This window comes from uncultured Vagococcus sp., assembly GCF_963518325.1.
Classification (GTDB): Bacteria; Bacillota; Bacilli; order Lactobacillales; family Vagococcaceae; genus Vagococcus_D.
The window spans coordinates 136,995-163,050 of record NZ_CAUQJB010000003.1 but is presented as its reverse complement, the minus strand read 5'-3'; the positions used below and the strand labels follow the sequence as shown (position 1 = coordinate 163,050).

General features: G+C 40.3%; 23 protein-coding genes. 6 read left to right on the top strand and 17 right to left on the bottom strand.

The window, feature by feature from the left end:
• Positions 1-4: 4 nt before the first annotated feature.
• Positions 5-316 carry a PTS sugar transporter subunit IIB gene (locus RWN13_RS04115; protein WP_314060752.1) on the bottom strand — a complete coding sequence of 104 codons (312 nt, stop codon included), beginning with the start codon at positions 314-316 and terminating at the stop codon, positions 5-7.
• Positions 317-554: 238 nt separating this feature from the next.
• Between RWN13_RS04115 and RWN13_RS04110 the strand changes: the two genes are divergently transcribed.
• Positions 555-2,453: a BglG family transcription antiterminator gene (locus RWN13_RS04110; protein ID WP_314060751.1), complete on the top strand. Its 1,899-nt coding sequence runs from the start codon at positions 555-557 to the stop codon at positions 2,451-2,453.
• A gap of 419 nt (positions 2,454-2,872) precedes the next feature.
• Here the strand turns inward: RWN13_RS04110 and RWN13_RS04105 are convergent, their stop codons facing one another.
• From RWN13_RS04105 to RWN13_RS04030, 16 genes are all read right to left on the bottom strand, one after another.
• Complete coding sequence (locus RWN13_RS04105) at positions 2,873-3,616, bottom strand: DeoR/GlpR family DNA-binding transcription regulator (RefSeq protein WP_314060750.1); 744 nt, start codon at positions 3,614-3,616, stop codon at positions 2,873-2,875.
• A gap of 166 nt (positions 3,617-3,782) precedes the next feature.
• Entirely contained in the window at positions 3,783-4,688 is a 906-nt protein-coding gene (locus RWN13_RS04100; RefSeq protein WP_314060749.1) for a DUF1861 family protein, read from the bottom strand.
• Between the two features lie 2 nt (positions 4,689-4,690).
• Positions 4,691-5,686, bottom strand: a complete 996-nt coding sequence (locus RWN13_RS04095; RefSeq protein WP_314060747.1) for an ABC transporter ATP-binding protein — start codon at positions 5,684-5,686, stop codon at positions 4,691-4,693.
• Positions 5,676-6,707: an ABC transporter ATP-binding protein gene (locus tag RWN13_RS04090; protein WP_314060746.1), complete on the bottom strand. Its 1,032-nt coding sequence runs from the start codon at positions 6,705-6,707 to the stop codon at positions 5,676-5,678. The genes RWN13_RS04095 and RWN13_RS04090 overlap by 11 nt, the downstream gene beginning before the upstream one ends.
• Entirely contained in the window at positions 6,700-7,572 is an 873-nt protein-coding gene (locus RWN13_RS04085) for an ABC transporter permease (RefSeq protein WP_314060745.1), read from the bottom strand. Before RWN13_RS04085 ends, RWN13_RS04090 begins: the two co-directional genes overlap by 8 nt.
• Complete coding sequence (locus tag RWN13_RS04080) at positions 7,562-8,551, bottom strand: ABC transporter permease (RefSeq protein ID WP_314060744.1); 990 nt, start codon at positions 8,549-8,551, stop codon at positions 7,562-7,564. Before RWN13_RS04080 ends, RWN13_RS04085 begins: the two co-directional genes overlap by 11 nt.
• A 66-nt stretch (positions 8,552-8,617) precedes the next feature.
• Positions 8,618-10,411, bottom strand: coding sequence for an ABC transporter substrate-binding protein (locus tag RWN13_RS04075; protein WP_314060743.1), 1,794 nt, complete (start codon positions 10,409-10,411; stop codon positions 8,618-8,620).
• A gap of 1 nt (position 10,412) precedes the next feature.
• A complete protein-coding gene (locus tag RWN13_RS04070) occupies positions 10,413-12,068 on the bottom strand; it encodes a phospho-sugar mutase (protein ID WP_314060742.1) in 1,656 nt (551 codons plus the stop codon).
• 255 nt (positions 12,069-12,323) lie between these two features.
• Positions 12,324-12,497, bottom strand: coding sequence for a hypothetical protein (locus RWN13_RS04065; protein ID WP_314060741.1), 174 nt, complete (start codon positions 12,495-12,497; stop codon positions 12,324-12,326).
• A 310-nt stretch (positions 12,498-12,807) separates the two neighbouring features.
• On the bottom strand, positions 12,808-13,674 hold the full coding sequence (locus tag RWN13_RS04060) for a nucleotidyl transferase AbiEii/AbiGii toxin family protein (RefSeq protein WP_314060740.1): 867 nt from the start codon (positions 13,672-13,674) through the stop codon (positions 12,808-12,810).
• Entirely contained in the window at positions 13,667-14,254 is a 588-nt protein-coding gene (locus tag RWN13_RS04055) for a hypothetical protein (RefSeq protein ID WP_314060739.1), read from the bottom strand. Before RWN13_RS04055 ends, RWN13_RS04060 begins: the two co-directional genes overlap by 8 nt.
• A 158-nt stretch (positions 14,255-14,412) precedes the next feature.
• A complete protein-coding gene (locus RWN13_RS04050) occupies positions 14,413-15,918 on the bottom strand; it encodes an ABC transporter permease/substrate-binding protein (protein ID WP_314060738.1) in 1,506 nt (501 codons plus the stop codon).
• Positions 15,911-16,882: an ABC transporter ATP-binding protein gene (locus RWN13_RS04045; RefSeq protein ID WP_314060737.1), complete on the bottom strand. Its 972-nt coding sequence runs from the start codon at positions 16,880-16,882 to the stop codon at positions 15,911-15,913. The genes RWN13_RS04050 and RWN13_RS04045 overlap by 8 nt, the downstream gene beginning before the upstream one ends.
• Before the next feature lie 383 nt (positions 16,883-17,265).
• The gene (locus tag RWN13_RS04040) at positions 17,266-17,874 is read right to left on the bottom strand and encodes a hypothetical protein (RefSeq protein ID WP_314060736.1); all 609 of its coding nucleotides are present in this window, start codon (positions 17,872-17,874) and stop codon (positions 17,266-17,268) included.
• A gap of 86 nt (positions 17,875-17,960) precedes the next feature.
• Entirely contained in the window at positions 17,961-18,284 is a 324-nt protein-coding gene (locus RWN13_RS04035; RefSeq protein ID WP_314060734.1) for a helix-turn-helix domain-containing protein, read from the bottom strand.
• A gap of 177 nt (positions 18,285-18,461) precedes the next feature.
• On the bottom strand, positions 18,462-19,109 hold the full coding sequence (locus RWN13_RS04030) for a GntR family transcriptional regulator (protein WP_314060732.1): 648 nt from the start codon (positions 19,107-19,109) through the stop codon (positions 18,462-18,464).
• A 138-nt stretch (positions 19,110-19,247) separates the two neighbouring features.
• Here RWN13_RS04030 and RWN13_RS04025 point away from each other — a divergent pair, with 138 nt between their 5' ends.
• From RWN13_RS04025 to RWN13_RS04005, 5 genes are all read left to right on the top strand, one after another.
• Positions 19,248-20,015 (top strand): arginine deiminase family protein, encoded by a 768-nt coding sequence (locus RWN13_RS04025; RefSeq protein WP_314060730.1) that lies wholly within the window; start codon positions 19,248-19,250, stop codon positions 20,013-20,015.
• A gap of 93 nt (positions 20,016-20,108) precedes the next feature.
• A complete protein-coding gene (locus tag RWN13_RS04020) occupies positions 20,109-21,515 on the top strand; it encodes a basic amino acid/polyamine antiporter (protein WP_314060728.1) in 1,407 nt (468 codons plus the stop codon).
• A gap of 28 nt (positions 21,516-21,543) precedes the next feature.
• On the top strand, positions 21,544-22,560 hold the full coding sequence (gene argF, locus RWN13_RS04015; RefSeq protein WP_314060726.1) for an ornithine carbamoyltransferase: 1,017 nt from the start codon (positions 21,544-21,546) through the stop codon (positions 22,558-22,560).
• A 12-nt stretch (positions 22,561-22,572) separates the two neighbouring features.
• Entirely contained in the window at positions 22,573-23,520 is a 948-nt protein-coding gene (gene arcC / locus RWN13_RS04010; RefSeq protein ID WP_314060724.1) for a carbamate kinase, read from the top strand.
• Between the two features lie 251 nt (positions 23,521-23,771).
• A complete protein-coding gene (locus RWN13_RS04005) occupies positions 23,772-24,962 on the top strand; it encodes a coenzyme F420-0:L-glutamate ligase (RefSeq protein WP_314060723.1) in 1,191 nt (396 codons plus the stop codon).
• Positions 24,963-26,056 lie beyond the last annotated feature (1,094 nt).

Here is a 26,056-nt window from a genome sequence, read left to right as displayed (position 1 = left end):
CTCCTTAGGTCAAGTTTGCTAATGCTAAGTCCAACAATTTATCCCCATCTAGCATGCCGTAAATATCCTGAGGAATAACTACTACGGGGACATTAAAGGGCTTTGCCATCTCTGCCATTTCTTCTTGGTAACTGGCATAGTGAGGCCCTAATAATAAGATGTCCACACTGGAAAAATACTGGGGGGCTTCACTTTCACTTCGTGCTTCAATCGACGCATCAAGGCCTCTTTTTTTAGCCGCTTTTCTAGCCTTTTGAGCTAATAATCCACTGGACATCCCCGCACCACAACAAAGTAATAGACTGATTGTTTCCATTTCGACTTCACTCCTTCGTTTTTTTGACACCCTTATCATCTCCCAAACCACTGGCTCCTCTCAACTAAACCTTTTCACCACACGGTGCAGCCACTGCATTAACCTGTTGCACCCCCTCAGGAAAAAAGTTAGTTGATAGCCCTTACATTCCTTTCTATAATAAACTCGTGTATCATAAAACTATTTAGTCCCTATATCCAATTATTCAACGTGATGTTTATCTGAGGAGGTTACACCAGTGAAAGAGAAGCAAAGAGAACTATTATTGTTTTTAGTTGAAAAGGAACAACCCTTTACGTCCAAACAATTGAGTTCTTACTTAGGTATTTCTCAACGAACCATTAAAAACTATGTCAAAGAGCTAAATGGCCATGGCCCTCAACTTGTTATCGCCTCAAGCCAGCAGGGATACCTTGCCATGAAAGACCCAGCCATGGCTTTGTTTGAAGAAGAACAGGCTTTGACCGTTCCCCAAGATTATATGGAACGAGCTTACTACATCATCAAAAAAAGTTTAATCAGTCACGAAAAGCTCAGTCTCTTTGATTTATGTGAAGAGCTACATATCAGCTACTCTACTCTAAAAAATTTACTGACTAAGATGAATGGCACTTTTGAATCCTTTCACCTTCAGTTTGCTTCCACTAACAACCAATTAAACATTGTGGGAGAAGAAAAGGACAAGCGACGTCTCATGTCTCATATTATCTACACGGAAACCAACAATAACTTTTTTAACTGGAACGGCCTTTTTCAAAGTTACGGAGAAACCTATATCAAACATCTATCTGCCATTGTCAAAGACGTTTTTAAACAAAATCATTACGACATCAATGATTTTTCATTTATGAGTTTGATTTTACATCTGACGATTCTGATTAATCGGGTTAGAAGTGGGAAATACATCGAGGGGGAAACCATTCTAAAGATTGAACCAAAGGAAAAAAAAATCATGGAGGATCTCTGCCATGCTATCGAGGCCACCTTCGAAATTACCTTGACCCCGTCAGAAATCAGTGAAATCTATATTCTATTCAAAACCGATGTTAATTTGTCCTTATCTCAGCCTACCAAAGATGTCAAAGAACTCGTCGGAGGCCCACTTTACCATCAGGCGATTGTCCTGATTGAATCCGTGAATCAGATGTACAAAATTAATTTAATGACCGATCAGTTTATTATTCCCTTTGTTCTCCATTTAAAACGACTTAAGACACGTTTAAAGTATCACGCTTACAATAAAAATCCAATGATTCAAAGTATTAAGCAAAGTTTTCCCTTGATTTATGAGATTGCGGTCTATTTGTCCATGCAGTTGGAAAAAGAAAGCCAGATTGTGATTGTGGAAGATGAGGTTGCCTTTATCGCCTTACATGTTGGAACCGAAATGGAACGGCAACAAAAAAATGCCGAAAAGATTAAATGTGTCTTACTTTGTCCTGACTATATGGCCATCAGTAGTCGGATTGAGAGCTTCCTCCTCGCTAATTTTAGTCATGACTTGCATTTAGTTTCAGCTGTTCGCTACCAGCATCAACTGGCTTCGTTGGACTTTGATCTGTTAATCACAACCATTGACAGCGAACCGACGAGTCAGTATAAAACCTTTCAAATAAGTCTATTCGACGTGGAACGTTCCAAATCAGCCCTTTATCAAGTCATCAATCAAATTAAGACTCAATCCAAAAATAACATTCTCAAGCAAAATTTTGACCAGTACTTTCAGCCGGCCATCTTTTTTGTTAACCCACCATTTTCAACGAAAGAAGACTTAATCAACCAGCTATCCCAAGAGATGGTGGCGTTAGACTATGTCTCTGATTCCTTTGGCACTCATGTTTTGGAGCGTGAGCAAATGTCCAGTACTTCCTATGGCCAGATTGCGATTCCCCATTCAATTCACATGGATGCTATCAAGACTTGCGTTTCAGTGATTATTATGACCGAGGGCTTTCTTTGGGATGATACCCTAGTCAACATCATCTTACTAACCGCGATTAATGATGTTGATCGCCGAAATTTTCGGATTATTTATGAAGCCATTTTAGAGCTTTTCGAAGAAAAAGACATTGCCCAGCTGGCTAGTTCACTGTCAACCTTTCAAGATTTTAAACAGTTTGTGGAAACCAATGTGTGAGGTGGCTCATTACAACCCCTCATTCAGCGAGCTGAATGAGGGGTATGGAAGAAGAACCCACTGTTGATAACGTTTAGTTCAGAAAAGCTTCGCGAATCGCTGCCGTTGTTCTTATTGCTTTACTACGTTGTCCCTTATCTCTAACGAATAAATTCGTAAGAATAACGGCAGCCGTTGCTCTTAATGCTTTAGCATTTAGAAGCAAGGGACATCGAAGAGCACTTAGAAATTGATGAGATCGAAGCGAAGCGGAGAGCCTTAACTCTTGCAAGTTTACTTGCTTAGAAGTTTAGGACAACGAAATTTATGTAGTGGTTGATGAGCTAAGCTAGACACCGACTAGAATATAGAGGAAGTGATATACTTTCCTATAGTCAAAAAAAAGAAGGGAGCCGGCTGGCTCTCCTTCTTTTTTATTATTAATCAGATAAGATATAAGCATCTAGCTTTTGCTCATAGGACTTAGGAATTTGATTGGTAATCAAGGTAACCTTATCCGTGACTGAAGCAAATTGATGAAAGGATTCAATCTCAAATTTAGTACTGTCACTTAAGACAAAAGCTTGTTTAGAATGATTAATCAGTGTCGATTTCAATTCAGACTCATTAATATCCGCATTCGTGTAGCCCATCTTTAAGCTAACACCATTGGCACCGATAAAGACTTTGTCAAAACTGCATTTTTCAATGGCTTGAATGGCGATGGGGCCGATAAAACAGCCTGTCTTCCTCTTCATCTCACCACCAATAATAAAGGCTTTCAAGTTCATTTTTTCCAAAATCGAGATATGCATAATCCCATTGGTAAAGACAGTGATTTCTTTATTAGTCAAGTGGTTCAGGACAGCCGCTGTCGTTGTGCCACCATCAAGAAAGATCACATCGCCATCTTCAATTAAACTGGCCGCTTTTTTTCCAATGGCTTCTTTTGATTCACTAAAACGCTGCAATCGTTGAGGAACTGAGAGTTCGCGGCTCGTATCAATTAATTTTGCGGCACCGCCATGGAACCGTTCGACTAGCCCGTGCTTCTCTAAGTACATTAAATCCCGACGAATCGTTTGCTCTGAGGTGCCCACTTTTCTGGCAATTTCATCGATGTAAACAATCTCGCTATTTTTTAACTCATCTAGAATTTTTTCCCGCCTCGTTAATGGAATCACTGTGTCTCCCCCTCTGGTTTATGTCTGACTCTGACCCACGGCCACATCCCGTTTTGTCTACTACTTTTATTTTTGGTTAAAATGGATTTTCCCTTGATTCAACAGTATCGTGCTTACCTCATTATTTTACCAAACTATTTGAGCTAGAACAAATTCTGCCTTCTCTTTAACTAAAGGGATTAGCGACGGTCATCACCTGAGCGTGGGAATCGCCAACTCCCACGTACAAGTCACAACTGCCATCGCCATGATCGATCAGACCACCACTAAAGATCACATCTTCAAGATCTGGTCGTTTCGCCTCACCAGCTTCAAACTCTGCTCTAACTGCTACCAGTTTCATCTCAGAATGCGTCCCTGCTTGGGGGTTAATGGTAAAGGCCATGGAATAATAATGGCGACAGTCTTCTTCGTCAAAACAAGCAATATGTCCAAGGACACCCACCGTTTCCGAATCGATTGGGTAAATCGCATTAGCGCCCCCCCATTCCTCTGATACAAATTGTGGCAATAAAGGAGCGGCCAAAATCAGCTCATGGCTTAACTCCTCTAACTGGTTGACGTAAGTTAAGCCGATTTGACCACGTCCCCCAAGCTCTCCCTGAGGTCGCGTTAATACCATAATACGACCATCCACTAGTTTTGCTAAGCGCAAGTCCTTCATGCCCTTAGGTCCTTCAAAAAAGCGTGCCAGAGACATCACATCTTTTCCTCGGTAAAAAATCGTGCGCCAGCCTAACGCTTCAGGGTTTTCTGGCAAGGGATAAATTTCAACTCCACCTAAAATAAGTTCCCCATTAATTTTGGTGACAAAAGGGTCCTGCAAGTCAAACGTGGGGTAATCCGGCAATACTTCCCACTCAAGGTCAGAGACTTTGCCAAAAAAGTGAATCCTTGCTTGCTCACTATCTCGTCGCTCTACTCGACCCGCAATAATTTCCCTACCATGATCGTCAAAAGGCGCCGTAATATTATACACGTCTACCTCTGACAAGCCTTTAAAGATCAGTTTTTTTCCTTTGACACCATCGATGACGTGCTGACTTAATAACTCTTCACATCTTTGTTTCACGATTAATTCCCCACCATTTCTTTAATATCATGGACACGCATGCAGGCTACTTCTCGATTGCCCACAGCCGTCAGTAGTTGTTTTTCTTGACTACAGGCTGCCGTCGCATAAATACAGCGTGGATGAAACGGACAACCCGTTGGTAACTTTTTAATATCTGGAATATCAACGCCTTTTAAAGGCAGTTCGACTTGTTTAAACTGACCGTTAATGCCTTGAGGTACAGCCTGAATCAGCGCTTTAAAATAAGGATGAAGCGGATCTTTTGTAGCCTCTTTAATCTGAGCTTTTTCAATGATTTCACCTAAGTACATAACGACCAATTGACCGTGGTCTGAAATATAACGGGCTGTTGCTAAATCATGGGTGATGTAGACAAAAGACACCCCATATTTTTGATTCATGTCTCTCATTAGCTGCAACAACGAAATCCGCAGGGAAACATCCACCATTGAGACAGGTTCATCCGCGACGATTAATTTTGGTTTAACCCCCAAAGCCCGGGCGATCAACACCCGTTGTCGTTGGCCACCACTTAATTGATGGGGATACTTGTCAATATAATGTTCTACTGGAACCAGCCCCACATCGGTTAACAAACGAGCTACCTCGTGACGAGCCTCTTGTTCTGCTACAAACTTATGCTCGAGCAAGGGACTGCTAACTGAATGGTAGATAGTTTTATAGGGATTTAAGGCAGCGAAAGAGTCTTGTTGAACCATTTGCACACTTAAACGGTAATTTCGATACGCTTTTTTATCCATCTTGCGAATATCCTGACCATAATACTTAATGGTCCCAGTAGTCGGCTGATGCGTGTCGACAATAGTCTTGCCTAGTGTGGTTTTACCACAACCACTTTCACCAACAATGGCCACACTTTCACTTTCAAAAACCCTTAAATTGATGTTTCGTAACACCGTGACCGTCTCGCTTTTTTTACCAAAAGAAAGGGTCAAATCTTCTATTTCCAAAATTGGGGTACGCTTATCTTTCATTGGACTCCTCCTGATAACGATTGATACAGCGTGCCACATGGGTTTCGCTAACTTCAAACAGCTGACAACTGTCACTGGCTAAGCCTTGACAGCCGACTTCCTTGGCTCGCTGACAACGATTCTTAAAGCGGCAACCGCCATCCGCCTTTAGCATATCATAGGTGCCACCGGCAATGGCCTTTTTACTGCTAATGTCGTCATTCATTGTGGGGATCGCTCCAAGTAACGCTTTCGTGTAAGGATGAGCCGGAAAACGATAGACGTCTTCTGTCTTGCCAATCTCGACAATCTGCCCCGCATACATCACCACAATCCGATCAACCATGGCACTAATAATTGAGATATCATGGGTTAAAAAGATAATGGTCACGTTTTTTTCCCGGTTAATTTTTTTCAAAATATCGAGAATGTACCACTGGGTGATAACATCCAAAGCCGTTGTCGGCTCATCTAATATAATAATCGACGGGTCCAACAACAAACTTAAGGCAATTAAAACCCGCTGCTTCATGCCCCCACTTAGTTCAAAGGGATACATCTTTAAGACATTCTTATCCAAACGGACATAGGCGCAAAGCTCTTCCACTTTTAGCCGCAACCCATTCGCGTCGAGAGCCTCAGCTCGTGTCGTATGGGCCTGATAAGTATCAACAAAATGATCATAGACCGTTTGAATCGGATTTAAAGCACTTTGAGCCGCCTGAAAAACTGTGGCAATCTCTTTCCAGCGAAACTCATTTTCCTGCTGAGAATCAAGCTCCAGCACATTCAATGCCTGGCCGTCATTTTTAATAAACTGAACCTGACCACTAGCAATCACCCCTGGGGCATCAATCAAGTTTAAAATCGCAAAAGCCAAGGTAGACTTGCCACTACCACTTTCACCAATGATTCCCATCATTTCGCCCCGATAAATATCTAAATTAATTTGTTCAATCGCTTTGATTTTTTTGATTTCTTTTTGCTGCTTTAAATTAAACTCGACCGACAACTCTCTCACGGTCAAAATCGGATTAGTCATTCATTTCGCTCCTCATTCTTGGATTAAAGGCATCTTCCAAACCCTTGGAAAACATAAAACAAGCTGTTTGAAAAATAATAATCCCAACAATTGGGGTAATTAAATAAATTGCCGCACTTGAGCCAAACATCGCTCCTGATTTTGTCATGGCCAAGTTCAACATCATGCCCCAGTGTTCCCCTTTAAAGGGTGCCAGACCTAACATCATCAAGCCCACGGAAGCTAAAACAGACGCCCGCATAATCAACACAAAATTGACAGCAATATAAGGAATTAAAGACGGAAAAATATCATTGATGATGATGTGCTTCTTAGACATGCCTAACATATTACTGGCCATAATAAAGTCACTTTCTCGCAAACTAATAACCTGACTGCGAATACTGCGAGCTAGCCCTGCCCAATTCCATAAAGACAGCAACAAGCCAAACATCACAGGATTACCGGCATTGACGACTAGAGAAAGAACCATTAAGACTGGAAAAGCCGGCACTGTAATGACCACATTGGTGATTAGCATTAAAACACTATCGGTTCTGCCGCCAATAAAACCAGAAATCGTGCCAATCAAGGTGCCAATGACAATTGTAAAAACCCCAGCAAAGGTGGCAATCAAAATCACATCTTTGGTTCCCAAAATAAATTGCAGCAAAGTATCCCGTCCAGAAAAATCAGTCCCTAGCCAATGCTGGAGAGACGGTCCTTGGAATCGCAAGCCATACTGAGCAGGTAAATCACCAATCACCGTCGTGCCAAAAATGGCAAATAAAATCAGCACCAGCAACACGAACATGCCAACTTTTGCTTGACTGTTGAGCATGATGACTTTGAAAAATAGCTGGATTTTTTTTAACCTATTTTTCACCATGGGACCTCCTTAGTCTGGGATCAATATAGCCATAAAGGAGATCCACAATAAAGTTACAAACAATCACCGTCATAATGATCATAAAAAACAAGCCTTGCATTAAAGGTATATCCCTAACGGCTACACCAGTATTCAGGAAGAACCCCACTCCGGGATAAGAAAAGACATTTTCTATCAAGGGAGCGCCCCCTACTAACATGCCAAAGGTTGTCCCCAAAGCGGTAATCATCGGCAGTGAGGCATTTTTTCCGACGTACTGTTTGCGGATAACCTTGTTGCTTAAGCCTCGAGCACGGGCGTATTTAATGTATTCCTGATTCATAACGTTAGCCGCACTGCCTCGCATATTGACAATCCAATTGGCAAACTGGACGATAAACAATGAGAGCACTGGCAAAATAGCATGGGTTAACACACTGCCAATAAAGGCTAAAGAAAAACCTGGATCAACCGTGGCGCTATAGGCTCCCCGAGAGGGTAAGAGTCCCAATTGTACCGCAAAGATTGACACCAATAAAAACCCAATCACATAGTCCGGCACTGAACCAAAAATAGATGAGACAATATCGGTAATGGCATTGGCTTTTTTATCTTGTTTCCAAGCCACATACAAACCTAGCTTGGTTCCAATAAAATAAGAAAAAACCGTCGCTAACCCCGCTGAAAACAAGGTCCAGGGCAAAGCCGCTTTAATGATGTTGACCACAGGGGTTTTAAAGCGAATCGACGTGCCTAAATCACCTGTTACCAAGCCTTTTACAAATTGAACCATCTGCGCCACAATTGTTTTATTCGGGTCATAATTCAACATGGTAATTGCCCGCTTAACCGCTTGCTCCTCGGAGATCCCTTGAGTGGTTCTTAATTCATTGGCCAGTACATGAACAGGGTCTCCCGGCATTAATTTAACAATCAAAAAGGTCATAAAAACCGCCACAACAATCGTGACAGCCACGACTAATAATCTATTTTTCACGGTAACCTCCTTACAGATCAAGGCCGGAAAAAGCTCCCAGCCTTTGTCTGACGATCTTTCTCTTGCTTATTTGATAGCGTCTTTTAATGTCCCCTCGACTAACAGGGTCGCAAACATCGGCTCGGCTACCCCACTGAAACGAGGATCTTGAATCAAGGTATCGGCTTTTACCCCTAAATCGATGTCACTCTTTAGGGTTCTGACTGGAAAGCCTTTTTCAAGATAAGGGATAAACAAAGCATTCTCTGCTGTGACGCTCATTAATTCTTTTAGTGTGGCATCGTAGTCTTCACCCGAATCCACAAACAGTTGTTTCGTTAAATCAATGACATTGACCTCTTTCCCTTCTGCATTTTCCAACATCAAGCTGCCGTCTTTCTCATCAGCCCCTAACCCAAACAACCATAATCTACCGCGATATAACTGTTCGTAAGTCCCATAGGCATTGGCGTAGATAATATTAGACGGTGGTGCAAATTCAATGGCCACGCTATGCTCGCCATTTCTTAAGTGAGCATCATAAGCGGCACTTTCCATCGGTTTGAAGGTCACATCAAACCCAAAGTCTTTTAACGCACTAACATAGGCTTCACCAGGCAGTAAAGCTGATCCCCAACCGCTGTTAGCCGTTAGTTCAAATGACACTTTTTGATTGTTTTCATCAATCCACTGATCATTTTTATCTTTTTTCCAACCAGCTTCTGTTAAGAGTTTTTCCGCTTTTTCAGGTGCGTAATCATACTGAGTTAAATTTTTCTTTGACCACTCATCAACACTATGGATTTTTTGTAATGAGAGAGGTAAGCCTGATAAGCTTGCTTCTGATGGCAAACTACCGACTTCTGCTAATGGTAATAATTCCTCTCGGTTCAACAAGTAAGACATGGCTTGTCTAAAGGCTTTTTCCTTAGCGAATTCCTTTTGCACATTAAAGACTACCGCCATCTGAGAATACTCCGGCAAGAAAAATTCCGTATAAGCTGGAATCTTTTTACGCATTTGCTCGATTAAATCCAGATTCATGCCGCCACTGTGTAAATCCAAGGTGCCTTCCACCATGGCATTAGCCGCAATTTCCGGTGTGGTCACACGAACGATGTTTAATTTTTCAAAGCCCGTTTCTGTATAAAAATGCTCATTTTCAACTAAGCTAGCTTGGTCGGTCGTCATTTTTTTGACGGTATAGGCGCCAGAGCCAACCATCTCCGTTACTTTTGGCTGATACTCGTCTAATTCCTGATTGAGGGTTTCCAAAGCTTGGTTGCCTTCCTCTGTCATCCAAAAGGTATTGGTTTCCGAATGCCAGTCACGCTTCGTATTGGCGATTTCTTCGTATTGCTTGGCCCACTTGCCATATTCAGCTGTTGACCCTTGAATCCGAACATCCGTCAGTAAATTAGCCATTAGGCCGCTGTCAACTTTAAAATGAAAGGTCATCGTATTGGAGTCGTCATACTCAATTTTTTCTAAAAATTCCCAAACTTGTTTTTTTCCGACCCACATGTAATAACTAGTGGCAATATCTTCCGTCGTAATTTTTTCACCATTACTCCACTTAATGTCATCTTTTAGCGTAACGGTGACTTTTTGGTCATCTTGGGTAAATGATTCTGCTAAATGGGGCTTGAAGTGTTCATCTCCCACTGGAGTAAAAGCGAATAAGGCTTCTTGGACATAGGGATCTAATCCCCCTCCAACGTAACCACCAATAAAGGGATTTCCATGAGCCGTTGGCGGAATGACATAATCGCCGTTTAGCGTCAATTCATTTGGCGTCGTCTTCCGTTCCGTGCTTTCCTTTGATTGGCACCCTGTTAAAGTTAACAAGGCGATTAATGCTAATCCGATAATTTTTTTCATCTTATTCTTCCTTTTCTGGTTTCATATTTTGATCAATCATGGTGACTAAATTAGCGATTTTAGCTGCGGATATCTCTTTGGTTGGGCTGTTAGTGCCTAGATACAGCTTAAGCTTTGGTTCTGTGCCAGATGGTCGGGCACATAACCAAGAGCCATCTTCCAACACATGTTTCACTACTAAGGCTTGTTCAAATTCAAGTGGCACTGACTCTGAAGAATAGCGGCGAACTCCCAACTCATAGTCCTCTGTATAAGCTAAGTCGATTAAAGGCAGTTGCTTAAACTGTTCGTAGAGGCGTTTAATAGTTTGTTGACCCGCTCTCCCTGCCAGCGTCCAGGAAATCAAGCGCTCTTCGTAAAAGCCATATTCATTAAATAAAGCGGTTAAGCGGTCTCCCAAAGTTTGCTGGTGATCCAGATAATAATTGGCCATGACTACTAAGGAAAGGACGATTTGAATGCCATCTTTATCCCGAGTTAACGGTTCCATCAAATAACCAAAACTTTCCTCATAGCCTCCAATAAAGCCAGCTTCGCCCTTTTGATTAATCACATCGCCAATGTATTTAAATCCCGTTAAGACATTTTCAACCTGAACACCGTGAGCTTTAGCAATCTCCGCCCCTAGCTCCGACGTAACAATGGTTTTAACGATATAGCTGTCAGGTCCCCGTTGCTTAAATTTAATAAAGAAATCAATTAACAAAGCCCCCAACTGGTTCCCGCTTAACAACTGATAGTCCCCCAGTCGATCCTTGTATACCACTCCCACACGGTCGGCATCTGGGTCTGTCGTAATCAAAACGTCCAAGTCATACTTGCGACCATAATCAATCAGCAAATCATAAGCGCTGACATCCTCGGGATTAGCGCTTTCAGTTTGTGAAAAAAAAGGGTCAGCCGCCATTTGTTCCTGAACGTACACCACTTCATTAAAACCGTAATCAGCCAACATCTCTTTAACGGGCTCCCGAGAAGTGCCATGTTGCGGGGAAAAACCGATTGTCAATTTTTTAGAGGTCTCCACCATGGTGGCAATCCCTGCCAATTCCTTAATATACCTATTTTGAAATCTCTGATCCAGATAAGTAATTCCCTGACGACTGGTCGAGTATGCAAAAAAGTCCCCACTGTTCTCAATACAATCAATCACCTTGGCAATTTCCTTTGGCAACATTTGACAACCGGTCTCATCATAAATTTTATAACCGTTGTATTCCGGTGGATTATGGGATGCCGTTATGACAATACCTCCTTGTGCGTTTAACTGTCTCACCCCAAAAGATACTAGAGGTGTAGCGGCGATGTCTTTAAACAGGTAGACCTTGATCTGAAAGCCTGCTAGCACTTCTGCCGTATGTTCAGCAAATTCTTTTGAATACAAACGATTGTCATAACCAATCACAACAGCTGGTTGTTCCAAATCAGCGTACTTCATTAATAGATACTGGGCTAGTCCACGAGTTGCTTTAGCTACGGTCAACAAATTCATGCGATTGGTGCCGATACCGATTAACCCCCGCATCCCTCCTGTACCAAAAGGTAGATCTTGATAAAACATGTCATTTAACTGATCTTCTGTAGCTTCTGTTAATTGTTTTTTCAATTGGTTATCGATTCGCATAGAGTCTAACCATTTTTTTTGATTCTTTTCCACGTCTTCCTCCATTAACTCATCATTTAGCAAACGTTATCACAACACAATGTTACATTTTTTTACAAATAAAGTCAATAACTTTTGTAAACAATTGTTAAATAGTGTCAAAAAGAAAAAATCAGGCGTTAGACAGCCCAAATACATGTTGCTCTTCCTAACTAATCACGTTTTTACAAAAAATGACACCTCAGTAAATTCTTTTAGCCGAATCGTTGGGTACAAAAAAAAGAACTCTAAACGAGTTCCCTTCTTGCATTACTTATTTTTAATCGAACGTTTCATCGACTTTTGCCCCTTTTGTTTACTGTCACGATTAGGGCTTTTAGCAAAACTCGCTTGATTCCCTTTATTAGATTGAATCAACGCCTGTAGCTTTTGCTTTTGTTTGTTTTTCTCAATTAGTTCCTTGGCTTTTTCTACTTCACTCATCTTTATCCCTCGCTTCCATCTCTCATCTTTAAGATTACACTGATTTAGACTGACTGTCACTAAAAAGATGCTGTTTCAATGAGATTAGAGGCGAAAAGTAACATGCTCTATTCTCTAGCATCAGAGTAAGCTCTTCTACTATCTTTTAACTATCAGGACAAGCTCTGTTCCATGTAAAAGGAAATTACCTTACCTTTGTTTCACAAATCTTTCTACCGACAAAAAACAACCAAATATGAATAATGATAAAATAATTCACTGCGTTTCACAATTTGATTTTACATTATCATATTGTTTAGTAGCAATTCAGCTAGTTATCATCTCTGATTTGATTTTTTATTAAACAATTGACAAACTCTTTAACTGAAACCATGATAGTATCAAACAGAAGATCTTTCGCAAACACTTTACCTCTTGTGTAATTTAACCAAAGCTCTCGTTGAAGATCTGATAACCATAAAAAATCAATGATTTTAATGTATTGATCTAAATAAATTTTCTCTTTTCTCTGATACATGATATTTTTAATAGCCCTGTTTACCATTTGATAATCTATTTCTTTATTAGTTTTTGTCAAAAAATAAATATCGTAAAGATCTTTAGAACGAGAATTTGTGTCATCAATCACCCCATAAGCTAACGTTGTATATATTTTATCCGCTAAAATTTGCTCTATCGGATAGGTCGGCATATTTATTTCGCCATCTTCAAACATCATTTTAATATTTTGATTAACGACTGTTGGCAATAACATCTCTCCAGTTGTTAAATCCAATTCAATTGAATAGCGACTCTTACCGTTCAAAAAATTCATTTTTATGTTAAATCCGTCATAATCAAACGCTTCTCTAATTGGGCGTACCTGCTTTACTTCGAAATATCGGTTACCATCTTCAGACGGACTTTCGATAAACGTCACAAACTTACTCACACTTTCATGAGTGAGCGACATATTACGAATAGTTCCATCCAAATCATTAGTTGAACGATTATCTAACCCGTATATTGATGTTAAAAGATAACCACCTTTTACAACAAAATGATCTCTATACATAGATTTACTAATTTTCATTAATAATTGTTCCAATCCATATAATGAATACAACTGCAGTGGAACTATATCATATTCTTTAGCCTTTTTATTAATTAAACGCTTCATTTTTTGATTATTAAGCAACAGGAACCACAACCCTCTCTAGTAAATCCTCAAGATTCAGCAATTTTGCATAATAAAAAAGATTTTTGATATTTTTATCTTTATCAAAATAATAGTTAGTAAGCATTTCTTCAATTTCATACTCATGGGCTGTTGGGCTTGAGAGCATATCTAAGACCGTTCTCTCTCGGTCATAAACAGTCACAAAATTATCCTCCCATGTTTTAACCTGAGTCGCACCTAACGTATAAAAGGCATTAGCTACATACCGCGCCCTAACTTTCTTAATAACTAAAGTAGCATTATGATACCCTTGTGGAAAAGTCATATGAAATTCATGTGGCACAAATGTGCTGTAACCATATAACATCATAGCTGTTTCATGAGAGTATATGCCTTTACTTAGGACCACTTGGGTACTGAACAAATCATCCAAGAGCGAATTTGGTAATAAATAGACACCTCTGAAAGGTCGTTCAATATCTCCACGTAGATAAGCTTTTCTGAGTGTTTCCTTATCTATCCCATTTTTATGAGCTAACTTGGTTGGTAACGTCCCGTTATATTTTTCAAAAACCGCTAATACTTTTTTACTTAGCATTGTCATCACCTCATAACTAATTTTACCATTTCCCCGTACAAAAGGCGAATCTTAATGTTGAAATAGAGATACCAAATAAGGAACTCTCTTTAGATGCTCCTTATTTTAATATCTCGATAGGTACTTATTTCAATCCCGATTAACTTTTCCTGTTACATTTAAAGCAACTGATGTTTTACCAAATAAGCATGGGCAACGTCACTTGGTGCCTCACCATTCACGTTGACATCGTAATTCATCTCACTCATCTCTTCCTCGGTAATTTTGCCGGCAAGCTGATTGAGAATGCCCTCTAATTCAGGGTATTTTTCCAGAGTTTCCTGCCGCATCAATGGTGCGCCCTGATAAGGGGGGAATAGTTCTTTGTCATCTTGTAAAATCACTAAGTCGTATTGTTTTAACTCACTGTCAGTTGAATAAGCGTCTATGACGTTAACCTCACCATTTTTAATGGCCTGATAGCGTAATGCCGGTTCCATCGACTTAGTCGTCAGTGTCAAACCATAAAGAGACTCAATGCCCTTTAAGCCATCCTCACGATCGATAAACTCCAAGGTAAAGCCACCTGTCAACTGATTTTGAACCTTCTTTAAATCAGAGATTGTTTTAAGATGGTGTTCTTCAGCAAAGTCACGCTTCACAGCAATGGCATACGTATTTTGATAACTCATAGGTTCTAAAAAGGCAAACTTATCTTGAGCGTTTATCTCATCTCTGGCTAATTCATAAACCTCTTGAGGGTTATTTGAATAAGACACGTCCTTTTTGATAAAGCTTTCTAAAACTGTTCCAGAAAATTCCGGATAAAGGTCAATTTCAGCTGATTTTAAGGCGTTGTAAAGAAAGGTTGTCTTCCCAAAGTTTTCTTTCAATTCCACTGAAATATCCGTCTGTTCTTCAATCAACTCTTTGTACATGTTTATTAAAATATCCGGCTCTGAGCCTAATTTACCAGCAATGGTTAACTCTTGACGCTGCCCGGACGAATAGAAAAAAGTGCCTCCTAAAAATAATAACAAGGCAGCAAAAACCACGGCGATTTTTTTGCCGCTAGCTTTTTCCAAGTAACGAATTCCAAAGTTAAACAGCACCGCCAACAACGCTGAAGAAATTGCCCCAATTAAAATCAAGTTAATATTATTGCGATCAATTCCCAAGAGGATAAAGGTTCCCAAGCCTCCAGCGCCAATCAAGGCCGCTAAAGTCGCTGTCCCAATGATCATCACCGTAGCTGTCCGAATTCCTGCAATAATCATCGGCAATGCCAAAGGTAATTCCAGTTTAATTAACTTTTGCCTCTTGCTTAAACCAAAAGCTTCTGCCGCTTCTTCCAGCGACTCATCAATTTCTATCAGCCCCGTATAGCTACTCTGTAAAATAGGAAAAAGAGCATAAACTACCAAGGCGACAATCGCTGGACCTGAGCCAATCCCAATTAAAGGAATCAGTAATCCTAATAGTGCCAGTGAAGGAATCGTCTGCAGGATTCCCGTAATTTGCAGGACAAACTCTGCCGCTTTTTGATAATTTGTCAGTAAAATCGCCACTGGAACGGCAATTAAGATGGCAATCAATAACGAAAAGAGTGAAATTTCAACATGCTCCAATAACGCTTTTAACAAATCATCCTGGCGACTGACCAAGGTTTCCATAAAATTAGCCATTGACCGTCACCTCCTTTAATTCCACTTGGAGGAAATGCAGAAGGTCATCGTTGGAAATCGTCCCAACTAGTTGATGATCGACCACAACCGAGACGATCTGGTGCCGTTGAATCAACTCAATTAGCTCGACTAAAGGCAACTCTGGACTGACGCTGACCGTTTCTTCCTGATGAATAATGGGATTTTGACTCTTGACTAGTACATCGGCCACTGTTAATCCTAAGAAATCCACACCGCCTTGACTCTGTTCCTGTTTAAAAAATTCTGCTACAAAGTCATTTTCAGGGTGTTGCTGAATCATGTCAGGCGTGTCTATTTGAACAATTTTCCCATTTCGCATGATGCAAATACGATCACCAAGTTCAAGGGCTTCCTTCATATCATGGGTGACAAAGACAATCGTACTTTTAATCTCATGGTGAATTTCTTTGATTAGTTCTTGCAACTGCTGACGAGCAATTGGGTCCAAGGCACTGAAAGGTTCATCCATTAAAATAACATCGGGCTTGGCCGCAATCGCCCGTAGGATTCCGACCCGTTGTTGTTCCCCACCAGATAGTTCAGAAGGCTTTCGCTTCAAGTACTTATCAGGTTCTAAATTAACCAATGTCAATAATTCCCGTACTCGTTTTTCCCGTTTGACTTTTGGCCATTTTTTTAATTCTGGGATTAACTCAATATTTTCCTGAACCGTCAAATTAGGAAAGAGTGCAATTTGCTGTAAAACATACCCGATTGACAACCTTAATTCTTTTAAATTATAAGTCATTAATTCTTTTTTATGAAGGTAAATATCCCCTTCTGAAGGATCGATTAAGCGATTAATCATTTTTAATGTCGTTGTCTTTCCGCTACCACTGGGGCCAACAAGGACAAAAAACTCTCCTTCCTTGACCGTTAAGCAAATCGTATCAAGAACCGTCTGTTGGTTATAACGCTTCGAGACATTCTTAAATTCAAGCACAGAACCACCTCGTTTCTTAGTTTGGATAAAAAAAAGACAAAAGAAAGACATGAGCTTTTTCTTTTGTCAATGCCAATTGTTACTTATCATCCATTTTTACAAGAATAAGTATCAGTTGCAAACAATTCGACTTATCTTTTACTCATTCTACTAAATAAGACACATTTAAATTATACCGAACATACGTTCTTTTTGTCAAGCAGAATTAACACATTAAATGCAACACTAAAAATAAATGATAATTAATAGCCCCCCTGCAATTATTCGATCTCTTGGTATCATTGAATTTCTCTATCTAAACCAAAAAGATGAGTAAACATAATCTACTCACCCATAACACTATTACTATTAATGTGACTTAAAAAAGTTTCACGGTTAGTGTGCTAATCGTATGACGTAATCTTTAACTCTTTAAAGAACCCCTGGGTACCAACGTCCACAAAAAGACCAATCGACCCTCTTGCTTCAGCACCTAATAGTAAATGATCCACCACCAGAGTTGGTCTATCTCCCCCGTTGACATAGAATGTTGCCCTTTGATCTCTAATAACAGCCTTTATTGTTATCCATTCATCCAAACCTATATCTGCAGGAGATTCAAAGTCAGTCATCCCTCGGTCTCTAAAGTATTCAAAGGTGTAATTGGGATAGGAAAAATATTGCGTTCCTCTATTTTTTCTAATCGGATCAGCCACTCTTCCATTTGTTGGCCTGATATAAAATGATTCAAATGATGAATCGTCCTGACTAATTCGAAAAGCAATCCCAATAAATCCCCTTGCAAAGTCTGGCGCATCTGGTAACAATCTACTTAGAACTTTGACTTCGATGACCCCATTGTGAAATGAAGTATCTTTTACCTTACAATAAGTATTCTCATCAAATTCCATTATTTTTTCACTTTTTATTACTTGCAAAACAGGTTCGCCGTCTAATTCGACTAATTTAGACGTTGTATGAACCGGCGTAAATTCAACTAATTCTATACTCATTCGTCTTTTCTCCTCACTTACAGCTTAATCTAATACTAAATTATTAAACTCAATTTGTGAAGTAGGTACAAAAATGTACCTATGAGTTACATCTGAGACTTGTAATAGTTTCCCCATTGCCTCATAGATTCAATAACTGGAAGAAACGACTCTCCTAAAGACGTTAATTGATACTCAACATGGGGTGGTACTTTTTTCAAATCAATTCTATTCACAAGTCCATCATCTATCATTGAACTTAAACTTTCCGTTAAAACCTTCTGAGAGATACCTGACAAAGAACGTTTAAGTTCGGAGGTTCTTTTTGAGCCTGAAATAAGATCTCTAATTATTAACAGTTTCCATTTACTCCCAACTAATTGCACAGTAGTTGCAACATCGCATATGGGCATTTCTTCTTTTTTTATCATTAGTTTCCCCTTCTTTTTTAGCGTTACTTTTTTTAAAACAATGTATATAAACACTGCCTATTATCTGTTTAATCAACCGTCTAAGTCTACAAACCCATTAATGAAGTTTTTAACCTTTCATTAAATGCTAGAAGTAAAAAAACACCTCACTAAGAAGTGTTTTCCCTTATTCCATCATTACCAAATATCATACTGGGCTCGTTCACCACTCCAATGAAGATCTTCAATAAACAACCGGAGTTTCATGACTTCTTTAGCTTTGAATAAGGCTAATATTTCCTGATGCTCCTGATTGGTTTCATACAAAGTAGCCTGAATCGCCGCTGCTGGGATATTTTTATAGGTAATTCCTAAAAAAGCGTGTTTGTATTTTTCCAAACCTTGAATTAGGGATTGATTGCCGCACTTGTTTGTATAGACCTGATGAAACTCCAACTGAAGTTCATTGTATTTTGTATACAATTCATTTTTTATAGCTGAATTCATGGCATCAATCAAGTATTGCATATTGGCAAAGTCTTCTTCTGCGAGCTTAGGTAAGGCTAAAGCTGCTGCTTTACCATCTAGCACACCAATTATTTCATAAATTTCAACGACTTCTTCTTGTGTCAATTTTTTGATGCGAAACCCTTTTCTCGGCGTGTGTTCCAAAATGCCATCTGCGGCCAATTGAAACAAGCCTTCTCTAACAGGCGTTCGACTAATCTTTAACTTATCCGTAATATACTGTTCCGTCAATCGGCTATTGTATTCAAGGTTTCCATGACTTATTTCTCTTGAAATAAAATTATATATGTGTTGTTTTTGTGAGATAACTTCTGCCATATTCCCGCTCCTTTACCCATTGTGTACATCTAGTATACCACGTTGAGAGTCATAAAAACAGCGCTCTCAAAAAAAGTATTGACAAAAACATCACAAGAATTGTATACTATATACAATAAAAAGAAAGAAGGTAAAATTATGTTTAAAAATGTGATTGTCCGTGTCCCTTCTGCCAGTATTTCCGATGGTCTTACTAGTGCAAATTTAGGCCAACCAATTTACGAGAAGGCACTTGTCCAGCACGAAAATTATGTAAGCGCTCTAACTAAAACAGGTGTTACAGTGACTGTTTTAGAACCAAAAAACCAGTTTCCTGACTCCTGTTTTGTTGAAGATGTGGCCCTTTGTACAAGTAAATGTGCGATTATCACTCGACCAGGCGCTGAGACACGTCGCCAAGAGGCCGAACTAGCGGACATGCGGGCTACTCTGGAACAATTATATGACCATGTTGAGCAAATCGAAGCCCCAGGAACCGTTGAAGCAGGGGATATTATGATGGTTGGGGATCATTTTTACATCGGTGAATCTGCACGAACCAATCGAGCAGGTGGTGAACAGATGATTCAAATTTTAGAAAAATACGGCTTAACCGGATCAATTGTGACACTCAAAAAAGTCCTTCACTTAAAAACTGGCTTAGCATATCTTGAAAACAATAATTTATTAGTTGCTGGAGAATTTGTCGACGATCCTGAGTTTGCTAGCTTTAACCGAATTGAGGTCCCTGAGAACGAAGCTTACGGAGCCAATTGCATCTGGGTTAATGACCACGTTCTCGTTCCAGAAGGTTATCCAACCATTCAAAAGAAAATTGAAGACTTGGGCTATGATGTGATTTTGGTAGACACCTCTGAATTCAGAAAAATCGATGGCGGCTTAAGTTGCCTATCTCTTCGATTCTAGCTTTCTCACTAGCATCGCTCGAAGGAGCAGGGCGATGCTTTCTATTTTGACGCGAAGAACTTCCAAGTGATTGAACTTAGGAGGATTATGGAGATGAAAACGGAAGAAAAAAAATTAAATCTACTCTCATTAGTCGGCATTATTATTAGCGCCATTATCGGTGCCGGCATTTTCAATTTAATGTCAGATATGGCGCAAACAGCTTCAGCTGGTGCTACGTTAGTCGGTTGGTTAGTTGCCGGCCTCGGAATGGGGTCTCTCGCTTTTTGTATGCAAAATCTAAATACCAAACGGCCTGATTTAGATGCTGGCATTTTTAGCTACGCTAAAACCGGTTTTGGTAATTACATGGGGTTCAACTCTGTTTGGGGCTATTGGATTTCGGTGATCTTAGGTAACGTTGCCTTTGGTACCTTGTTATTTAGTGCCATTGGTTACTTCTTCCCTGTTTTTGCTGGTGGGCAAAATGTGGCGTCCATCATTGGTGCCTCAATTATTTTATGGTTGATGCACGTGATGATTTGCCGGGGGTTGGACAAAGCTTCCTTTATCAATAATTTAGTGATGATGGCAAAGCTAGTTCCCTTGGTCATTTTTTTAGTCTGTGTGATTGGTGGCTTCAAGATGGGTGTTTTCTCTGATGATTTTTGGGGAACTCTCAGTGGTAATTTTAGCTTTTCTGAGGTTTTATCGCAAGTTAAGGGGACAATGTTAATCACGGTTTGGGTGTTTATCGGAATTGAAGGCGCCGTTGTCTTTTCCGGTCGCGCCAAAAAGCGCAGCGATGTCGGAAAAGCCACCCTTTTGGGCTTTGCTGCCGTTACCTTGATTTACATGTCGGTGACAGTACTGTCGTTTGGCATTATGAGTCAAGCCGAATTAAAAGGCTTGGATCGCCCAGCAATGGCCTTTGTACTGGAACGGGTCATCGGAAAATCAGGGGCGATCATCGTGAATATTGGCGTGATTATCTCAATCTTCGGGGCTTGGATTGCCAATACCTTACTAGCTGAAGAAGTGGCTTACCAAGCAGGAAAAGACCAGTTATTTCCCAAGTTTTTCTTAAAAGAAAATAAAAGTGGCATGCCGATTCATTCCCTTTTTATTACTAACCTGATTGTCCAACTATTCTTACTCTCCTTTTTAGTGACGGATCAGGCTTATACGCTAATGGCCTCTCTTGCCTCTTCCACTGTGCTTTTGCCCTATGCTTTCGTGGCCTTGTATCAGATTAAATACACCTTGCAAGCTGAGCGAAGTCATGATTTCACCCGAAATATGGTGGTCGGTCTGATTGCCACCGTTTACATGCTCTGGCTGGCTTATGCCTCCGGTGTCTGGTATTTATTGCTAACTGTTATGTTATTTTTCCCTGGTACCTTGCTCTTCGCTTTTGTTCAACGAACTTATCACAAGCAACTATTTCTGACTTATGAAAAAGTCATCGCTGGCTTTTTAGGCGTTGCTTTTATCATTTGTCTCATCCAACTCGTCCATTAATCGCTCAATAAAAGAAAGGACTATTATTATGAAAACATCTATTTTTCAAGGGAGAAGTTTTATCGCTGAAAAGGATTTTAATCGCGAGGAACTCAACTATTTGATTGATTTTTCTGCTCATTTAAAAGCATTAAAGAAAGCAGGCATCCCCCATCATTATTTGGAAGGGAAAAACATTGCCTTGTTGTTTGAGAAAACCTCTACCCGAACACGTGCCGCCTTTACAACTGCAGCCATTGATTTAGGCGCCCATCCAGAATTTTTAGGCCAGAACGATATTCAATTAGGCAAAAAAGAATCAGTGGCAGACACAGCAAAAGTCTTAGGCAGAATGTTTGATGGCATTGAGTTTCGCGGCTTTAGTCAACAAACAGTGGAAACGTTGGCTGAGTTCGCTGGCGTTCCCGTTTGGAATGGTTTGACGGATGACTGGCATCCTACTCAAATGATTGCTGACTTTTTAACCGTTCAAGAAAATTTTGGCTATTTGAAAGGCATTAATATGGTGTATGTCGGCGACGGCCGTAACAATGTGGCCAACTCCTTACTGGTCACAGGAGCGATTTTAGGCGTTAATATGCGCATTGTCACGCCTCGGTCACTGTTTCCAGATAAGTCGATCATCACGTTGGCAAACCAGTATGCCGCACAATCAGGGGCCATCATTCAGATGACTGACGATGTCCCTCTGGGCGTGAAAGACGCCCATGTCTTATACACAGATGTCTGGGTCTCCATGGGAGAAGAGGACAAATTTGCCGAACGGATAAACTTACTGACACCTTATCAAATCAACCGTCACATGCTGGATTTAACGGGCAATGAAGAAGTCATTGTGCTCCATTGCCTGCCAGCTTTCCATGACAGTCAAACAGAATATGGTCAAAGGATTGCCAAAGAGTTTGGCATCCAGGAAATGGAAATCACAGATGAAGTTTTCCGCAGTTCTAATGGTCGACAATTTGAACAGGCTGAAAATCGCATGCACTCCATTAAAGCGATTATGGCCGCGACTTTAGGCAATCTCTTTATCCCAAAGGCCTAGAAAGGACTCCTTATGACAAACAAAAGAATAGTAGTGGCCTTAGGAGGCAACGCGATCCTCTCAGATGATGCCACGGCTTCAGCTCAACAAGACGCACTTAATCGAACAGCTGAACAATTGGTAACCTTGATTCAACATGATCAGGAATTGATTATCTCTCACGGCAACGGGCCTCAAGTGGGCAACTTGCTTTTGCAGCAAGCCGCATCTGACTCTCTAATAACGCCTGCCATGCCCTTGGATACCTGCGTGGCCATGACACAGGGTTCAATCGGCTATTGGTTGCAAAATGCCTTAGACAACGCTTTAGAGCGTCATGGCATCACAAAAAATGTTGTGACCTTAATCACTCAAGTCGTCGTTGACCCACAGGATCCCTCCTTCCAACTCCCGACAAAGCCAATTGGCCCTTTCTACTCCGAGAATGATGCCAAGGATTTGATGAAGAGCTCTCTTGACCAGTACGTTGAAGATGCCGGCCGTGGTTGGCGCAAGGTTGTGCCTTCACCTAAGCCCTTAAGCATTAAGGAAGCCCCCGTTATTAACCAGCTGGTCACCCAAGGAACAGTGGTCATTGCCGCTGGTGGTGGCGGTATTCCTGTGATCCAAGGCAAAGAGGGCGTCACAGGTTGCGAAGCGGTCATCGATAAAGACTTCGCTTCTGAAAAACTGGCGGAGTTGATTGAAGCGGATACGATTATTTTTTTAACAGGTGTTGATTATGTTTACCTCAACTTTAAAACCGCCAACGAAAAAAAATTGGAAACTGTCACCCTTTCAGCCATGAAGGACTATCTGGCAGCCAATCAATTCGCAGCTGGCAGTATGAAACCTAAAGTCGAAGCGGCCATCGCCTTTATCGAGGCACGTCCCTCAGGGAAGGCCATCATCAGCTCACTGGCAAACATTAAACAGGTCATTGCTAGCAATAGCGGCACAGTTCTTGTAGCTGATCCATAATCAATTTTTTCTGATAAGTAAAAGACATCTTTTACTTATCAGTTTTTTGCATTCTGAAGGGAGTGCCATCACTGTATCAGCCAACAAATTTAAATCAACGAAAAGGCCAGATTTATTTTACTTCTCACCTACTTATAAGGTATAGTATAGAGGCGAAATAAAGTGATGATAGCTAATAATTGTTATCCACACTAAGAAGAATCTGTGTCTGTGAACCGCACTGCGGACATTAGATAAAAGGAGCGAATCAATTGGAAAGAACCGTAGGAACAACTGTCCGTGGTCTTCGTGGCCCAATTATTAATCAAGGGGACAAATTAGACGAAATAATTGTTGAAACGGTCTTAAATGCTGCCAAAGCGGAAAGCTTTAAGATTGAAGATCAAGATATCGTCACCATTACTGAATCAATCGTAGCCCGTGCCCAAGGAAATTATGCAACTGTCGATCATATTGCCACTGATGTTCACGCTAAATTTGGTGATGATACTGTTGGAATCATTTTCCCTATTTTAAGCCGGAATCGTTTTTCAATCTGTTTAAGAGGAATGGCCCGTGGCTTGAAAAAAGTGGTCTTAATGCTTAGCTACCCTTCTGATGAAGTTGGGAATCACTTAGTTGACCTTGATGAATTAGATGAAAAAGGCGTGAATCCTTGGACGGATGTTTTAACAGAGTCTGAATTCCGTGAGCATTTTGGTTATAAAAAGCATACCTTTACAGGCGTTGACTATATCGATTATTATAAATCATTAGTTGAGGCTGAAGGTGCCACTTGTGAAGTGATCTTCTCAAACAATGCGAAAACTATCTTGGATTACACTAAAAATGTCTTAACTTGTGATATCCACACCCGTTTCCGTACTAAACGGACCTTGGAAACCAATGGGGCTGAAAAAGTTTACTCAATGGACGATATTTTAAGTCAATCAATTGACGGTAGCGGCTTTAACGAAGCTTATGGCTTACTGGGATCAAACAAATCAACGGAAGACAGCATCAAACTGTTTCCAAACAACTGCCAGCCTTTAGTCGATGGCATTCAAGCTAAACTAAAAGAACTGACTGGTAAAAATGTAGAAGTAATGATTTATGGTGACGGCGCCTTTAAAGATCCTGTTGGTAAAATTTGGGAACTGGCTGATCCCGTAGTTTCACCGGCCTTTACTGTTGGCCTAGAAGGCACGCCTAACGAAGTCAAACTCAAATATCTGGCTGACAATAACTTTGCCGATTTGCGTGGCGATGAATTAAAACAAGCCATCTCTCATTATATTGAAAATAAAGACGATGATTTAGTCGGCGCAATGGAAGCTCAAGGTACCACTCCTCGCCGCCTAACTGACTTAATCGGCTCCCTGTCAGATTTAACCTCTGGCAGTGGCGACAAAGGAACACCTTTCGTTTACATTAAAGGTTACTTTGACAATTACACAAAATAATACGCCCATCCTGCACATTTATATTGACATGTGCAGGATTATTTTCTTTTTGTCGGGGAATATTATGTTAAGATTTGATTAATTTTTTTCAAAAGTGGGGAGAATCAGGTAATAAATTTCGTGTTATTAGTATAACAAGAAAAAATAGAGCATGGCCCATCATTAGCAAAATACGGATTTGAGAATATGACATTATGAAACGAGTCAGTCATATTTATAAGAGATTCATAGCCAAATTTCGCTGTTAAAATAAGTGGCCCTTTGACAGACGAACAGCATTACTGAGAAGGCCGTTCTTTACGAGTCTGATAAAGCCTAAGCAACCGTCCAATTCGTTATTTAATAGATGAAATCTTCACTCATTAGCCGAGCTTTTCATGACTTATTCAGCCAAACAAACGAGGACTACCTCAGGAACAGCTAACTCTATCAGTCTCTTGAGTGATAATTCCACTCATCGGTAACGTCGTTATAGATATAAAAAGTACCGCACGTATTAACCAATCATTAAAACATTGAAATACGCGTTATTTAACGAGTGAGGCCTTCACTCATGAGTTGCCTTTCACATTACTTATTCAGTAAACTAAACGACTATTACCGCAGGAATAGTTAACTCTATTAAATCTTTGATAGATGATTTCACTCATTGATTAACTAGTTATCTATTCAGAAATGATTCATCCATTAGCGTCTAGGTTTAAGCATTGAAATAAGCGTTATTTAATGAGTGAAGCCTTCACACATGAGTCACGTTTCATCTTACTTATTCAGTAAACTAAACGACTATTACCTAAGAGAGGACTTCCTCTGTCAACCTTTTGAGTGATAAGTTCTTCCATCGATGACTTTGTTATCTATGGAAGTAACCGCACTTGCTACCCTAAATTAATCCACTCAAGAATTCGTTATTTAATGAGTGAGGCTTTCACTCATGGATCGAGATTTTCATTATTGATTCAACTAACTAAACAAGCGTTTCTTAGGAAATAGCTCCCTCTCTCAACTATTTGACCGATGATTCCACTCATTGATTAATTTGTTATCGATACAGAAATACTCAGATTCGTTAACCCTATATTAAGCCACTGAAA

Bases quoted from the DNA above. Each gene is read 5' to 3' on its own strand.
- RWN13_RS04115 (WP_314060752.1), bottom strand. From the start codon at position 316: ATGGAAACAATCAGTCTATTACTTTGTTGTGGTGCGGGGATGTCCAGT.
- RWN13_RS04095 (WP_314060747.1), bottom strand. From the start codon at position 5,686: ATGAAAGATAAGCGTACCCCAATTTTGGAAATAGAAGATTTGACCCTT.
- RWN13_RS04090 (WP_314060746.1), bottom strand. From the start codon at position 6,707: ATGACTAATCCGATTTTGACCGTGAGAGAGTTGTCGGTCGAGTTTAAT.
- RWN13_RS04075 (WP_314060743.1), bottom strand. From the start codon at position 10,411: ATGAAAAAAATTATCGGATTAGCATTAATCGCCTTGTTAACTTTAACA.
- RWN13_RS04065 (WP_314060741.1), bottom strand. From the start codon at position 12,497: ATGAGTGAAGTAGAAAAAGCCAAGGAACTAATTGAGAAAAACAAACAA.
- RWN13_RS04055 (WP_314060739.1), bottom strand. From the start codon at position 14,254: ATGCTAAGTAAAAAAGTATTAGCGGTTTTTGAAAAATATAACGGGACG.
- RWN13_RS04050 (WP_314060738.1), bottom strand. From the start codon at position 15,918: ATGGCTAATTTTATGGAAACCTTGGTCAGTCGCCAGGATGATTTGTTA.
- RWN13_RS04040 (WP_314060736.1), bottom strand. From the start codon at position 17,874: ATGAGTATAGAATTAGTTGAATTTACGCCGGTTCATACAACGTCTAAA.
- RWN13_RS04035 (WP_314060734.1), bottom strand. From the start codon at position 18,284: ATGATAAAAAAAGAAGAAATGCCCATATGCGATGTTGCAACTACTGTG.
- RWN13_RS04030 (WP_314060732.1), bottom strand. From the start codon at position 19,109: ATGGCAGAAGTTATCTCACAAAAACAACACATATATAATTTTATTTCA.
- RWN13_RS04025 (WP_314060730.1), top strand. From the start codon at position 19,248: ATGTTTAAAAATGTGATTGTCCGTGTCCCTTCTGCCAGTATTTCCGAT.
- RWN13_RS04020 (WP_314060728.1), top strand. From the start codon at position 20,109: ATGAAAACGGAAGAAAAAAAATTAAATCTACTCTCATTAGTCGGCATT.
- argF (WP_314060726.1), top strand. From the start codon at position 21,544: ATGAAAACATCTATTTTTCAAGGGAGAAGTTTTATCGCTGAAAAGGAT.
- arcC (WP_314060724.1), top strand. From the start codon at position 22,573: ATGACAAACAAAAGAATAGTAGTGGCCTTAGGAGGCAACGCGATCCTC.